General features: G+C 52.8%; 15 protein-coding genes. 4 read left to right on the top strand and 11 right to left on the bottom strand.

All coding sequences use genetic code 11. The annotated features are described in order from the left end of the window. The first annotated feature begins 77 nt into the window (after positions 1-77). Positions 78-1094 carry a 3-dehydro-L-gulonate 2-dehydrogenase gene (yiaK, locus tag CHU32_RS15210; protein WP_103676609.1) on the top strand — a complete coding sequence of 339 codons (1017 nt, stop codon included), beginning with the start codon at positions 78-80 and terminating at the stop codon, positions 1092-1094. 36 nt (positions 1095-1130) lie between these two features. Here yiaK and CHU32_RS15205 read toward each other — a convergent pair whose 3' ends face one another. From CHU32_RS15205 to CHU32_RS15160, 10 genes are all read right to left on the bottom strand, one after another. Then, positions 1131-2117, bottom strand: coding sequence for a glutathione S-transferase family protein (locus CHU32_RS15205; RefSeq protein WP_103676755.1), 987 nt, complete (start codon positions 2115-2117; stop codon positions 1131-1133). 245 nt (positions 2118-2362) lie between these two features. Next, positions 2363-2755 (bottom strand): DoxX family protein, encoded by a 393-nt coding sequence (locus CHU32_RS15200; RefSeq protein WP_103676608.1) that lies wholly within the window; start codon positions 2753-2755, stop codon positions 2363-2365. A gap of 220 nt (positions 2756-2975) precedes the next feature. After that, positions 2976-3272: a YqjK-like family protein gene (locus CHU32_RS15195; protein WP_103676607.1), complete on the bottom strand. Its 297-nt coding sequence runs from the start codon at positions 3270-3272 to the stop codon at positions 2976-2978. Then, positions 3269-3667, bottom strand: coding sequence for a phage holin family protein (locus tag CHU32_RS15190; protein WP_103676606.1), 399 nt, complete (start codon positions 3665-3667; stop codon positions 3269-3271). Before CHU32_RS15190 ends, CHU32_RS15195 begins: the two co-directional genes overlap by 4 nt. Positions 3668-3669: 2 nt before the next feature. Beyond that, the gene (locus tag CHU32_RS15185) at positions 3670-3975 is read right to left on the bottom strand and encodes an ElaB/YgaM/YqjD family protein (protein ID WP_103676605.1); all 306 of its coding nucleotides are present in this window, start codon (positions 3973-3975) and stop codon (positions 3670-3672) included. Positions 3976-4015: 40 nt separating this feature from the next. Beyond that, positions 4016-4384 carry a DUF1090 domain-containing protein gene (locus CHU32_RS15180; protein ID WP_103676604.1) on the bottom strand — a complete coding sequence of 123 codons (369 nt, stop codon included), beginning with the start codon at positions 4382-4384 and terminating at the stop codon, positions 4016-4018. 151 nt (positions 4385-4535) lie between these two features. Further along, on the bottom strand, positions 4536-4919 hold the full coding sequence (gene mzrA, locus CHU32_RS15175) for an EnvZ/OmpR regulon moderator MzrA (RefSeq protein ID WP_103676754.1): 384 nt from the start codon (positions 4917-4919) through the stop codon (positions 4536-4538). Next, positions 4919-5587: a DedA family general envelope maintenance protein YqjA gene (gene yqjA / locus CHU32_RS15170; RefSeq protein WP_103676603.1), complete on the bottom strand. Its 669-nt coding sequence runs from the start codon at positions 5585-5587 to the stop codon at positions 4919-4921. The genes mzrA and yqjA overlap by 1 nt, the downstream gene beginning before the upstream one ends. 334 nt (positions 5588-5921) lie before the next feature. Beyond that, positions 5922-6698: a transcriptional regulator ExuR gene (gene exuR, locus CHU32_RS15165; RefSeq protein ID WP_103676602.1), complete on the bottom strand. Its 777-nt coding sequence runs from the start codon at positions 6696-6698 to the stop codon at positions 5922-5924. Between the two features lie 126 nt (positions 6699-6824). Further along, entirely contained in the window at positions 6825-8126 is a 1302-nt protein-coding gene (locus tag CHU32_RS15160) for an MFS transporter (protein WP_103676601.1), read from the bottom strand. A gap of 474 nt (positions 8127-8600) precedes the next feature. On the opposite strand from CHU32_RS15160, the gene uxaC reads away from it, so the two are divergent. From uxaC to CHU32_RS15145, 3 genes are all read left to right on the top strand, one after another. After that, on the top strand, positions 8601-10013 hold the full coding sequence (gene uxaC / locus CHU32_RS15155) for a glucuronate isomerase (RefSeq protein ID WP_103676600.1): 1413 nt from the start codon (positions 8601-8603) through the stop codon (positions 10011-10013). 18 nt (positions 10014-10031) lie between these two features. Further along, positions 10032-11519: a UxaA family hydrolase gene (locus CHU32_RS15150; protein ID WP_103676599.1), complete on the top strand. Its 1488-nt coding sequence runs from the start codon at positions 10032-10034 to the stop codon at positions 11517-11519. An 81-nt stretch (positions 11520-11600) separates the two neighbouring features. Continuing rightward, a complete protein-coding gene (locus CHU32_RS15145; protein ID WP_103676598.1) occupies positions 11601-12155 on the top strand; it encodes a YgjV family protein in 555 nt (184 codons plus the stop codon). 16 nt (positions 12156-12171) lie between these two features. Here CHU32_RS15145 and sstT read toward each other — a convergent pair whose 3' ends face one another. Continuing rightward, positions 12172-13416: a serine/threonine transporter SstT gene (sstT, locus tag CHU32_RS15140; protein WP_103676597.1), complete on the bottom strand. Its 1245-nt coding sequence runs from the start codon at positions 13414-13416 to the stop codon at positions 12172-12174. Between the last annotated feature and the right edge of the window lie 114 nt (positions 13417-13530).

The following is a 13530-nucleotide window of genomic DNA, read 5'->3' as shown; positions in this document are numbered from 1 at the left end:
GCCATCAGACAAACACGGTTGTTATAAATCGTTTTTTACTGAAACGAAAATTTCACTACGTTATACAAGGATTCGCCATGCCATTAGTTCCTTTCGACGAGATGAAACAGACGGTTAAACAGGCCTTTTTGAACGCGGGTTTGAGTGAAGCACAGGCTGACACCTGTGCGCAAATTCACACTGAAACCAGCTGCGACGGAATTTTTTCCCACGGGCTAAATCGGGTCGCCCGGTTTGTGGATTACGTGCAAAAAGGCTGGATCAATATTCACGCCGGGCCCGCGCTGGTGAAATCGACGGCAAGCTTTGAAATCTATGATGGTCAGCGCGGTATTGGCATTACCAACGCGCTATTTGCCGTGGATCGGGCGATGGCACTGGCGAAAGAATATGGTATTGGGCTGGTAGGATTGCGCAATACCACCCACTGGATGCGCGGCGGCACTTACGGCTGGCGCGCAGCAAACAAAGGCTTTGCCGCGCTGTGCTGGACCAATACCGAATCCTGCATGCCCGCATGGGGCGCTAAAAATACCCGGCTGGGAAATAACCCTTATGTCATGGCCGTGCCGATGAAAGAGGGGGCGCTTATTCTTGATATGGCGATGTCGCAATACGCTTACGGCAAGCTTCAGGTCACGCGCCTGAAGGGCGAAAAATTGCCGTATCCGGGCGGGTTCGATAAAGACGGAAACCTGACCGATGAACCCGGCCCGATTGAGGAATCCATGCGCATCCTGCCGACCGGCTACTGGAAAGGCTCCGGCATGTCCATCTTACTGGATGCGATGGCGGCGTTTTTGACCGCAGGCGCGCCCACCAATGAAATTGATAACATTCAGCAGGGAAGCTGCACCGGGGCCAGCCAGGTGTTTATGGTCTTTGATCCTGAGCACTTCGGTGGTAAAGCGTTCAGTGAAAACATGGCGGCCAGCATCGCTGACTACGTTAAATCCTCCGAACCGGCGGAAGGGAACGGTGAGGTCTTTTATCCGGGTGAAAGGGAAGTGAGCCGTCGTGCCCGCCACCGTGCAGAAGGTATACCGGCTGATGATGGCGTGTGGGCTGAAGTTCAGGCGCTGGCGCAACGTTAAGCGCGGCGAGCGTTATTCGCCGCGCGACGGGATGGACTATGCAAAGCGGGTGTCGCGCCCGTGTGGTTCATCCAGATCCTGCCATGGCCCGATGGAGATAATGCCCGTCGGGTTAACCGTTTTATGGCTGCGGTAATAATGGTTGCGGATATGGGCAATGTTTACCGTCTCTGCAATACCTGGCATCTGGTAAATATCGCGCAGGAAGCCATAAAGGTTCAGATAATCGCTAATCCGATGCTTGTCGCATTTAAAATGAGTGACATACACCGGATCAAAGCGGATCAGCGTGGTCCACAAACGGATGTCTGCTTCGGTAAGCCGATCTCCGGTCAGATAACGGTGCTGTCCGAGGATCTGCTCCACGCGTCTCAGGGCGGAGAATACCTTTTCCACCGCCTCATCATAAGCCTGCTGGCTGGTGGCAAAACCCGCCTTATAAACGCCATTGTTCAGATCGTCATAGATCCAGCCGTTCAGTTCGTCGATTCGCTCGCGAAGGTCGGCAGGGTAGTAATCGCCCGCTTTAGCCCCCAGCGCATCGAACGCGGTATTGAACATGCGAATAATTTCTGAAGACTCATTGCTGACAATGGTCTGGTTTTTCTTATCCCACAACACCGGAACAGTGACCCGCCCGGAATACTGCGGATCGGCATGTAAATAGAGCTGGTAAAGAAAATCGTGGTGATAGAGAGTGTCGCCAGTGGCATTTGGGAAATCATCGCCAAAGGTCCAGCCGTTTTCCAGCATCAACGGATGTACGACGGAGACGGGAAGAAAAGGCTCCAGTCCTTTCAGCTTGCGAACAATCAACGTACGGTGCGCCCACGGGCAGGCGAGAGAAACATACAGATGGTAGCGGTCTTTTTCAGCGGCGAAACCGCCTTCTCCGGAAGGGCCAGCCGCGCCGTCGGCGGTGAGCCAGTTTCGGTAAGCGGACGCGGAGCGTTTGAATTTACCGCCTGTGGATTTGGTATCGTACCAGGTATCGTGCCAGACACCGTCTACAAGTTGTCCCATCTTCTCCTCCGTTATAAAGCCGGTTTGCGCAGGCTGATAAACGTTCATACGGCCATCAACCTGGCGCTGGATGCGTCATCATTCCCGGCGGCGCTTCGCTTGCACGGGCCTACACGCAACCTGCTACTCTGACGCACAACGCGTAAAAAACGTAGGCCGGGTCAGGCGAAGCCGCCACCCGGCATAATTACGCGCCAGGCTTAACGTATTCTCAGCCCTGCGATATTTATTTCAGTATAGAGCGCTTACCACTTTTTATTCAGCAGACGGTCAATGCTGAATGCGCCCGGACCCGTGATGCCCAGCAGCAAATAGCCGCCCGCGATGGTCAGATTTTTCATAAACATTAGCGAGTTCACGCCTTCAGCAAAGTTGCTGTGGAAAATAAACGCCGTCAGCAGGGTAAAACCAGCAGTAAACAGCGCTGTAGTACGGGTCAGGAAACCAAACAGAATCGCCAGACCGCCACCGAATTCCAGCAGGATGGTCAACGGCAACAGGAACCCCGGTACGCCCATCGCTTCCATGTATTGTTGCGTACCGGCATAACCGGTAATTTTTCCCCATCCCGCGGTGATAAACAGGACAGGCATCAGAATCCTTGCTACCAACATGCCAACATCTTCTAATTTTTTCATTGTGCTCTCCCGGAAACCTTAATTTCTCAACAGTGTTATTGGCCAGCATTACAGGCGGTTAACGCTGTTATGCTGTCGATGGAGAGAATCATAAGCGGGAGTGATAACAATTGTTAGCAAGGAAAACTGTCAATCTTCTTCAAAAAATATGATAAAAACCAGGGCAATAAAAAAGCCCGTTAGCATTGCTGCGCACGGGCTTACTAGCGGGAAGTATGGACTACCGCAGGCGCTGATTGCGTATGGTGGTCTGCACCAGACGCCATGCGCTCCAGATACCGAAGCCGCGTTTGCCCCAGCGAACTAAGAAGCTGGGATTGCGCACGCTCCAGATGGCCATTACGCTACTGCCTACCAGCGCCCAGGCGCGAAGGTTCAATAGCGTATTCCAGCCACGATCGTATCCCCCGGTGACGTCCAGCCAGTCGCGGCGGCTGGCAGATAAATCCAGCCGCTGCTGTTGGATCTGACTGAGCAGCCAGGCTTTACGCTGTTGGCGTTCCTGCTTACTACTCAAGACTTATCCTCCTCCAGCAAAGAACGGTCGTTAGCCAGTTCCTGTCGAGTATGGCGTAAGAATGTGGTTCGGCGAGCCTTCACTAACGTCCAGATACCGCCTGCGATGGCCAGCAGCAGCAGGACTGCCGTTGTACCTATCATCACATTCAACCGATATTGCGGATCGACCGCCCAGATGATTAGTACCATCAGGCTCATCAGGCCAAAGGCGGCGAAAAGCATAGTCAGTCCCAGCATTAGCAGCATCTGGAAGAGGTTAGCTTTCTCTTCTTCCAGCTCTACTACCGCCAGCCTCAGCCGCGTTTCTGCCATCTCAATGATAATGGAGATGATCCGCTGCCCGATTCCCAGCACGCTTTTTCCGGGCCCCTGTGCTTGACGATAATCAGCCATAATTATCGACGCGCCAGTAGTACACCCAGTACCACACCAATAGCGGCACCGATACCTACACTGGCCCACGGATTTTCGCGGACGTATTCATCAGTACGCTCAGCCGCTACACGCGTCTGTTTTGCCAGCGCGTCGCCCGTTTCGCCCAGACTCTTACGGCTGTCTTTCAGCGCTCGCTCTGCTTTGCTGCGCAGTTTGCTAATTTCTTCTTTTGATTTATCGCCTGAAGAACTCAGCACTTCTTCCAGCGTATCCGTGAGGGATTTTAACTCAGCGCGCAGATGGTCTGTATTCGTGTCTTTAGCCATAAATATTCTCTCCAGGTGAGTAAGTTATCGTTCCGTAAACTCAATAATCCCGCGATTCCAGCGCCTTCAGCTCGTCCTGCGCTTCCTTGAGTTTATGCTCGCGTTTTGTCACTTTTTCCACATCGCCTTTCTGCTTCGCTTCTTTCAGATCGTCCTGCCGTTCAGCCACTTCTTCTTTCTGCTCGGCAATTTTTTTCTGATGATCGGCACGCAGTTTGCTATCGCTACAGTTTTCTTTAACTTCGCTCAGGGCTTTCTTCAGGCCGTTAATGCGGCTCTGATTGTTATGCTTTTCGGCGTAGCTAATTTCACGCTGTATGTCCTGCTCTTTTTCCTGACAGGGAGACTGTGCCCAGGCACCCGCACTGAGAGAGAAAAGAGCTAAAGCGGTAGCGATGCGATATTTCATAGGTTATAGATTCCATTATGTTGCGGCGCATAGGGACTGTGCCTGCGCGTCCAGGCTAATAAATGATGTGATTGCCTTGCGCATACTTAAGAATAGTAAGTAAACCGGAAATCACAAAAATAAGTTAAAAGATTCAGAATGCTGGAAGAAATCAGCCTAATCGGCGGGGCGTATCGCGCAGACGAGTCAGCCACAAGGTAGCCGGATCGTCTTCATCCTGCTGCGCGATGATGTAACCGTGAGGAAGCGAGCGATCGAGCACCTCTTTCGCTGCCGCGCTTTGTGCGCTGGAGTCGAATTTAATAAGTAGGGTGTCATCATGCGGTGTAATACTTTTGAAGCGAATTCCATTGGCATCAAGCTGATGCCAGACAGAAAACCCGTCAGGGACGCTAACGCCCTGGCTTAACGGGCGAATAGCGAGCGTCGATTCATGGCGTTGTAGTGTCACACCGGCATAAAACAGACCGGTAAACAGCATTAACGCAGCGAACCCCCAGCTAATACGGCGCAGTAATCTGTACCTGGTTGCCATCATTTATCCCCGACTTCCTGACGCTTCTTCTTCCACAGTACTACCAGTGAGCCAATCAGGCCGAACACCAGCAATACTACCGGCAGCAGCATCAGGCAGGACATGAGCTGATCTTCATACTTAAGAAAGACCGGTGTCTTACCCAGCAGATAACCCAGCGTTGTCAGAATCAGCACCCACAGCAGGCCGCTGATCCAATTAAAGAACTGAAAGCGTGCACTGCTCAGACCGGAAATACCGGCGATAGTCGGCAACAACGTACGGACAAAAGCGATAAACCGACCAATCAGCAATGCAGACAGCCCGTGTTTATGAAAGAGGTGGTGCGCCCGCTGGTGATAATGCGCAGGCAGATGCGACAGCCATTTTTGTACCAGCCGGGTATTGCCCAGCCACCGTCCCTGAATGTAACTCAACCAGCATCCAAGGCTGGCCGCCATGGTAAGCAATATAATGGTATGGGGATAACCCATGGCCCCTTTGGCGATCAAAACGCCAACCAGCACCAGCAAACTATCGCCCGGCAGAAACGCCGCTGGCAGTAACCCATTCTCAAGAAAAAGGATCATAAATAAGACGAAATAGAGCATACCAATCATAGAAGGATTTGCCAGCGTGTCATAATCCTGGCTCCAGAGGGCATGCATCAACTGAGTAAAAAGTTCCATTCAATATTCCTGGTACATCGGTTAACGTCGCGACGGAACGCGGTTTAACGACAGGGCGACCTTTTATTTATCGTAAGCGTGGCCGCGATAAACCCGTTCAGACAACTCCTTGTCGTAGAGCGAGGTGAGCTATGACTCACTCACTAAAGTGCAAAATGCATCTAATTGTAACAAAGGTATGGAAATTCGTCACAGTAATTACGGCACATTGAAGTGTGATTTTGCTGCCTGAAAGGGAATCAGGCGAGGAGTTTTACACTCGCTGACACAATATGTATTTTGCTTACCGGAAAGAGGATGGCAGTTCGTAGCGAGCTGCCACAGAAAACAGGTGTTATTTGGCGCTGGCGACGGCAGTATCGAGATGAACCACCGGATTTTCGGCAAAGAGATAGCGGTCGGCGTTAAATTCAAAGTCATCGCTGGTTTCGTTGAACAACATCTGCTTGGTGTTCTCAAGGTGCTGCCACATTGCCAGTTTGGCGGCGTGCGGATCTTTACGGATCAGCGCTTTGAGGATCTGGTCGTGATCGTCACACCAGTTATCGACGGTGCGCAGATCAATATGATCGTGCAGTTTTTTCCAGTACGGATTATGCACGCGCTGAGTCCACATTTTTTCAACAATGGCCGCGAGCGCTGAGTTCTGTGTGGCAAGCGCTACCTGAACGTGAAACTGGAGATCCCATTCTGAATCGCGGAAGCATTTCTCTTTACGCGCCATTTCCTGAATTTCCATCAACTTCATGATGTCCTGCTTCGTCACCTGCGTGGCGGCAAATTCAGCAATATTGCTTTCAATCAGCTGGCGCGCCTGCAACAATTCGAAAGGACCGTAGTTGGCAAACTCCTGGGTTTCATCCGGAATATGATAATGTCTGGCCTGATTGGATATAACATGAATACCGGAACCTTTACGGACCTCAACGTAGCCCTCTACCTCCAGCATAATGATGGCTTCACGCACCACCGTGCGGCTGACATTTTTTTCATCGGCAATAAAACGCTCAGCGGGCAGTTTATCGCCCACCAGATAGACACCTTGCTCGATGCGCTGCTTAAGGTCGGCGGCAAGCTGCTGGTATAAACGACGGGTTTCGGTAATTTCCATTTGTGCTCCGGACGGAATAAGGCACCTTTATTTGTTATACCACTTTTACGAGTCTGGCACCACTGCGCGACAAAAAAGCCGCCCTCATCAGGCGGCTTTTTTGGTTTACAGCAGAAGTAAAAAGAATCAGTTCTGCGTCGCCGGATCGTTCCTCGGCGGTGACTGCACAATCTCTGCGGCCGGTTTATTTTTCAGTACCGTCCAGATAACCAGCGCGCCCAGCAGGTCAAATACCGCCAGTACTGCGAACAGCGGGCTGAAGCCGATAGTATCCGCCAGTGCACCAACCACCAGAGCAAACATGGTACTTGCCATCCATGCTGCCATTCCGGTCAGCCCGTTGGCCGTTGCCACTTCATTACGGCCAAAGACATCGGAAGAAAGCGTAATCAGCGCGCCGGACAGTGACTGGTGAGCAAAACCACCGATACACAGCAGACCAATCGCCACATACGGGCTGGTAAACAGGCCGATCATGCCAGGGCCAATCATTAACAGTGCCCCCATAGTGACGACCATTTTACGTGACACAATCAGGTTCACGCCAAACCAGCGCTGGAACAGCGGTGGCAGGTAGCCGCCGACGATACACCCGAGGTCAGCAAACAGCATCGGCATCCAGGCAAACATGGCGATTTCTTTCAGGTTAAAGCCATAAACTTTAAACATGAACAGCGGAATCCACGCGTTAAACGTACCCCATGCCGGTTCAGCCAGAAAACGTGGCAGGGCAATCCCCCAGAACTGACGGGTGCCGAGGATCTGCCAGACGGACATTTTTTTACCGTTGTTAGTCTGGTGCTGCGCTTCCTGACCGCCAATGATGTAGTCACGTTCTTCTTCGGTTAATTTTTTCTGATCGCGCGGATGTTTGTAGAAAATGAGCCAGGCCATTGCCCAGACAAAGCTCAGGACGCCAGAAATAATAAACGCCATCTGCCAGCTATGCATCACGATAGCCCACACCACCAGCGGCGGAGCAATCATCGCGCCGATAGAGGAGCCAACGTTAAAGTAGCCCACGGCGATGGAACGTTCTTTTGCCGGGAACCATTCGGAGCTGGCTTTCAGACCGGCCGGGATCATCGCCGCTTCGGCCGCGCCTACTGCGCCACGCGCCAGCGCCAGCCCACCCCAGCTACCTGCCAGCGCGGTTGCGCCGCAGAATATCGCCCAGGCAATAGCAAAGAAAGCGTAACCAATTTTGGTGCCCAGGATATCCAGTACATAACCTGCTACCGGTTGCATGACGGTATACGCTGCTGAATACGCCGCGATAATGTAAGAGTATTGCTGGGTGGAAATATGCAGCTCTTCCATCAGGGTCGGTGCGGCCGCCGCCACGGTATTACGCGTCAGGTAGCCCAGGACGGTACCCAGCGTTACCAGGGCGATCATATACCAACGTAAACCTTTAATTTTACGCATTTAAAACCTCTTCGTTATGGTATGTCCGCGTTTGACGCGGTCACCTCTCAGTCATTGTCATGGGATGCGCTAGTAACGGAGGATCGTAACGGCGTCATCTACCGCTGCGACCAGCCCCTTGCTATGCAAAGACTTCGTAAGTCATCGGCGTCCATACCGGTAAATCTGATGAATAATTGGTCATCGATGTATTGTGTAAATCTATGTATTGCGACGGCAGAAAGATAACTTGTCATACAACTTTAAAAGGTGAGTGCCGTCACAAATGTGTGAATCTTTGTAAGGATATAGATATGCGCGATAAAGGTGTTTAATAACAATGAGTTGACATTGATTTACTCATCAGGAGGTAGTTTTTTTATCCTCTTTTATTGATCTAACTCACGAAAATATGCTCGGACTGTAGAAATTGGTGTGATAACTTTGTCAGCATTGAACATAGACATCAGACGCACTCTCTGAGAGGAAGATGAAATGACCCCGTTTATGACTGAAGATTTCCTGCTGGATACCGAATTTGCCCGCCGTCTCTACCACGACTACGCTAAAGACCAGCCGATTTTTGATTTTCACTGCCACCTGCCGCCGCAGCAGATTGCCGATAACTACCGCTTTAAAAACCTGTATGATATCTGGCTGAAAGGCGATCACTACAAATGGCGCGCCATGCGCACCAACGGTGTGGCTGAACGCCTGTGTACCGGCGATGCCAGCGACCGCGAGAAGTTTGACGCGTGGGCTGCTACAGTGCCGCAAACCATTGGCAACCCGTTATACCACTGGACCCATCTGGAGCTTCGTCGCCCGTTTGGTATTACAGGTAAGCTGTTGTCGCCGTCTACCGCCGATGAAATCTGGGAGCGCGGCAATGAACTGCTGGCGCAGGATAAATTCACCGCGCGTGGCATCATGCAGCAGATGAATGTGAAGATGGTTGGCACCACGGACGATCCGATTGACTCGCTTGAGCACCATGCCAGTGTTGCCAAAGACACCAGCTTTACCATTAAAGTGCTGCCGAGCTGGCGTCCTGATAAAGCCTTTAACATTGAACAGGCGACCTTTAACGACTACATGGCGAAGCTGGGTGAAGTCTCCGACACCGACATCCGTCGCTTTACCGATCTGCAAACTGCGCTGACCAAACGTCTGGATCACTTCGCCGCCCACGGCTGTAAAGTCTCCGATCACGCGCTTGACGTGGTGCTATTTGCCGAAGCGAATGAAAGTGAGCTGGACAGCATTCTGGCGCGTCGCCTCGCCGGTGAGAGCCTGAACGAGCATGAAGTTGCCCAGTTCAAAACCGCCGTACTGGTGTTCCTTGGCGCAGAATACGCCCGTCGCGGCTGGGTGCAGCAGTACCATATCGGTGCGCTGCGCAATAACAACCAGCGCCAGTTCAAACTGCTGGGGCCGGACGTCGGTTTTGACTCCATCAACGACCGTCCGCTGGCAGAAGAGCTGTCTAAGCTGCTGAGCAAACAGAACGAGCAAAACCTGCTGCCGAAAACCATCCTGTATTGTCTGAACCCGCGCGATAACGAAGTGCTGGGCACCATGATTGGCAACTTCCAGGGCGAAGGCATGCCGGGCAAAATGCAGTTCGGTTCCGGCTGGTGGTTTAACGATCAGAAAGACGGCATGGAACGCCAGATGACCCAACTGGCGCAGCTGGGCCTGCTAAGCCGCTTCGTGGGTATGCTGACCGACAGCCGTAGCTTCCTTTCCTATACCCGCCATGAATACTTCCGTCGCATTCTGTGCCAGATGATTGGCCGCTGGGTGCATGCGGGCGAAGCCCCGGCGGATATCCAGCTGCTGGGCGAGATGGTAAAAAATATCTGCTTTAACAATGCGCGTGACTACTTCGCCATTGAACTGAACTAAGCCTTGAGGTTGGTTGATATGCAATACATTAAGATCCATTCGCAGGACAACGTCGCCGTCGCGCTGGCTGACCTGGAAAACGGTACGCAAGTGACCGTTGACGGGCAGTCAGTCACGCTGCGTCAGGACGTGGTGCGTGGGCACAAGTTTGCCCTGAGTGCCATTGCGAAAGGGGAAAACGTCACAAAATATGGTCTGCCTATTGGTCATGCGCTGACGGATATTGCGCCAGGGGAACATATCCACGCCCATAACACGCGCACTAACCTCAGCGATCTGGACGAGTATCGCTATCAACCTGATTTCCAGGCTGAAGAAGTACAGCCTGCGGATCGAGAAGTTCAAATTTACCGCCGCGCCAACGGTGACGTTGGCGTACGTAATGAGCTGTGGATATTACCGACGGTGGGCTGCGTCAACGGCATCGCCCGGCAGATCCAGAATCGTTTTTTAAAAGAGACCAACGACGCGCAAGGCACCGATGGCGTTTTCCTGTTTAGTCACACCTACGGCTGCTCGCAGCTGGGCGACGACCATATCAATACCCGTACCATGCTGCAAAACATGGTGCGTCACCCGAACGCGGGCGCGGTGCTGGTTATCGGTCTCGGCTGTGAAAACAATCAGGTCGATGTGTTCCGCGAGACGCTGGGCGATTTCGATCCGGAGCGCGTGCACTTTATGGTCCTGCAACATCAGGACGACGAAATTGAAGCCGGGCTGGAGCATCTGCATCAGTTATATGAGGTCATGCGCCACGACAAGCGCGAGCCGGGCAGACTGGGCGAGCTGAAATTCGGCCTGGAGTGTGGCGGTTCAGACGGTCTGTCCGGGATCACGGCCAACCCGATGCTTGGCCGCTTCTCTGACTACGTCATTGCCAACGGCGGTACCACTGTGCTGACCGAAGTGCCGGAGATGTTTGGCGCAGAGCAACTGCTGATGAGCCATTGTCGCGACGAACAGACGTTTGACAAGCTGGTGACCATGGTCAACGATTTCAAGCAGTATTTCATCGCCCATAATCAGCCGATTTATGAAAACCCGTCGCCGGGCAACAAAGCGGGCGGTATCACGACGCTTGAAGATAAATCGCTGGGCTGTACGCAAAAGGCGGGTTCCAGTCAGGTGGTTGATGTGCTGCGCTACGGCGAGCGGCTGAAAACCCCAGGCCTTAACCTGCTGAGCGCGCCGGGTAACGATGCGGTCGCCACCAGTGCGCTGGCCGGAGCCGGATGTCATATGGTGCTGTTCAGTACCGGTCGCGGCACACCGTACGGCGGTTTTGTGCCGACCGTTAAGATTGCCACCAACAGCGAACTGGCCGCGAAGAAAAAGCACTGGATTGATTTTGATGCCGGGCAGCTTATTCACGGCAAAGCCATGCCGCAGTTGCTGAGCGAATTCGTCGACACCATCGTCGACATCGCCAGCGGCAAAAAAGCCTGCAACGAGCGCAACGATTTCCGCGAGCTGGCGATTTTTAAAAGTGGCGTCACGCTGTAAATATTGATAGTTAGCATTTTAAAACGGCGTTTCATATAATGAAGCGCCGTTTCTATTTCTCCTGTCCGCTAAGGATTTGTCATGACCACGTATTGGCTGGCCCAGGGCGTTGGTGTCATCGCCTTTTTGATTGGTATTACTACCTTTATCAACCGCGATGAGCGGCGCTTCAAACTTCAGCTTGCTGTATACAGTGCGGTAATCGGGCTGCACTTTTTTCTGATGGGCGCATTTCCCGCGGGCATGAGTGCGGAGCTTAATGCGATCCGTACCGTCATCTCAATGAAAACGCGGCGGCTATGGGTGATGGGCGTTTTTATCGTCCTGACGCTGGTGCTTGGCCTCAGCAGGCTGGAACATGCGATGGAGCTGCTGCCGATTATTGGTACCACCGTCAGCACCTGGGCATTGTTTCGCTGTAAAGGGCTGACGACTCGCTGCGTCATGTGGTGCTCCACCGCCTGTTGGGTAGCGCATAACTTCTGGCTCGGCTCAATTGGGGGCACGCTGATTGAGGGTAGCTTTCTGGTGATGAACGGCCTGAATATTATTCGCTTCTGGCGCATGCAGCGCCGCGGTATCGATCCGTTTAAGATTGAAAAAAGCGTACAGCAAGAAAGCCCCTCCACCCGGTAGTGGAGAGGCGGTACTTTTAGTTACGCAGAGCGTTATTCGCCAGCCGTTCATCTTCAGCCTGACACGCCGCCGCCGTGAACAGCACATCGGTAGAAGAGTTCAGCGCGGTCTCACAGGAATCCTGTAATACACCGATGATGAAGCCTACCGCGACGACCTGCATCGCGATATCGTTCGGGATGCCAAACATATTGCACGCCAGTGGGATCAGCAGTAGCGAACCGCCTGCTACGCCGGATGCGCCGCATGCACACAGTGAGGCTACTACGCTTAGTAGCAGCGCCGTCGGCAGATCTACCGGTATCCCCAGCGTACTGACTGCCGCCAGGGTAAGTACCGTGATCGTGATAGCTGCACCGGCCATGTTGATGGTGGCACCCAGCGGGATGGAAACGGAATAGGTATCCCTGTCCAGATTCAGCTTCTCGCATAGCGCCATGTTGACCGGAATATTTGCGGCAGAGCTGCGGGTAAAGAAGGCATAAACACCGCTTTCACGCAGGCAGGTAAATACCAGCGGAAATGGATTACGGCGGATTTTCCAGAAAACCAGCAGCGGGTTAATTACCAGCGCGACCAGCAACATACAGCCAACCAGCACGACCAATAGCTGCGCATAGCCCCACAGGGCGGCAAAGCCGGTGGTCGCCAGCGTCGAAGAAACCAGACCAAAAATACCAATCGGTGCGAAACGGATAACCATTTTTACCATAAAGGTAACCGCGTCAGACACATCGTTAACCAGATTTTTAGTGGTATCGTTGCCGTGGCGCAGGGCAAAACCCAGGCCAACGGCCCATACCAGAATACCGATATAATTGGCGTTAAGCAGAGCGTCGATCGGGTTGGCGACCATACTTAACAGTAAGCCGCGCAACACCTCCACAATACCGGACGGCGGCACAATGTCATTTGCGCTGCTGGCCAGGTGTAGCGTTGACGGGAAGGCAAAACTGAATACCACGGCGGCGAGGGCGGCAGAGAAGGTGCCCAGCAGATAAAGAAATAAAATCGGACGAATATTGGTTTTTTGCCCGTGCTGATGATTGGCGATTGACGCCATGACCAGCATTAACACCAGCACTGGCGCGACGGCTTTAAGTGCGCCGACGAACAGTGTGCCCAGCAATCCTGCGGCGACCGCCGCTGGCGCTGAAATCCATGCCACTAAGATACCCAGTATCAGGCCCACCAAAATTTGCTTAACCAGGCTCCCCTGGGCCACGCGCTGCAATAGCCCCGGTGTACGTTGCGTTGTCATTTTTCGATCCTTTCATTGTGTTGTTGCTCATCCCGTGCTCGCTCTAATGACGAATTTTTCAGGATGTAACAAAGTGTTTGCCTGGTCGAGTATAAGGAAAGAACAAGGTTCGGG

Origin of the sequence: Superficieibacter electus, from assembly GCF_002915575.1 — a bacterium.
Taxonomy (GTDB): Bacteria; Pseudomonadota; Gammaproteobacteria; order Enterobacterales; family Enterobacteriaceae; genus Superficieibacter; species Superficieibacter electus.
The sequence above is the reverse complement of the archived record's forward strand: the minus strand, read 5'-3'. Positions and strand labels throughout refer to the sequence as shown.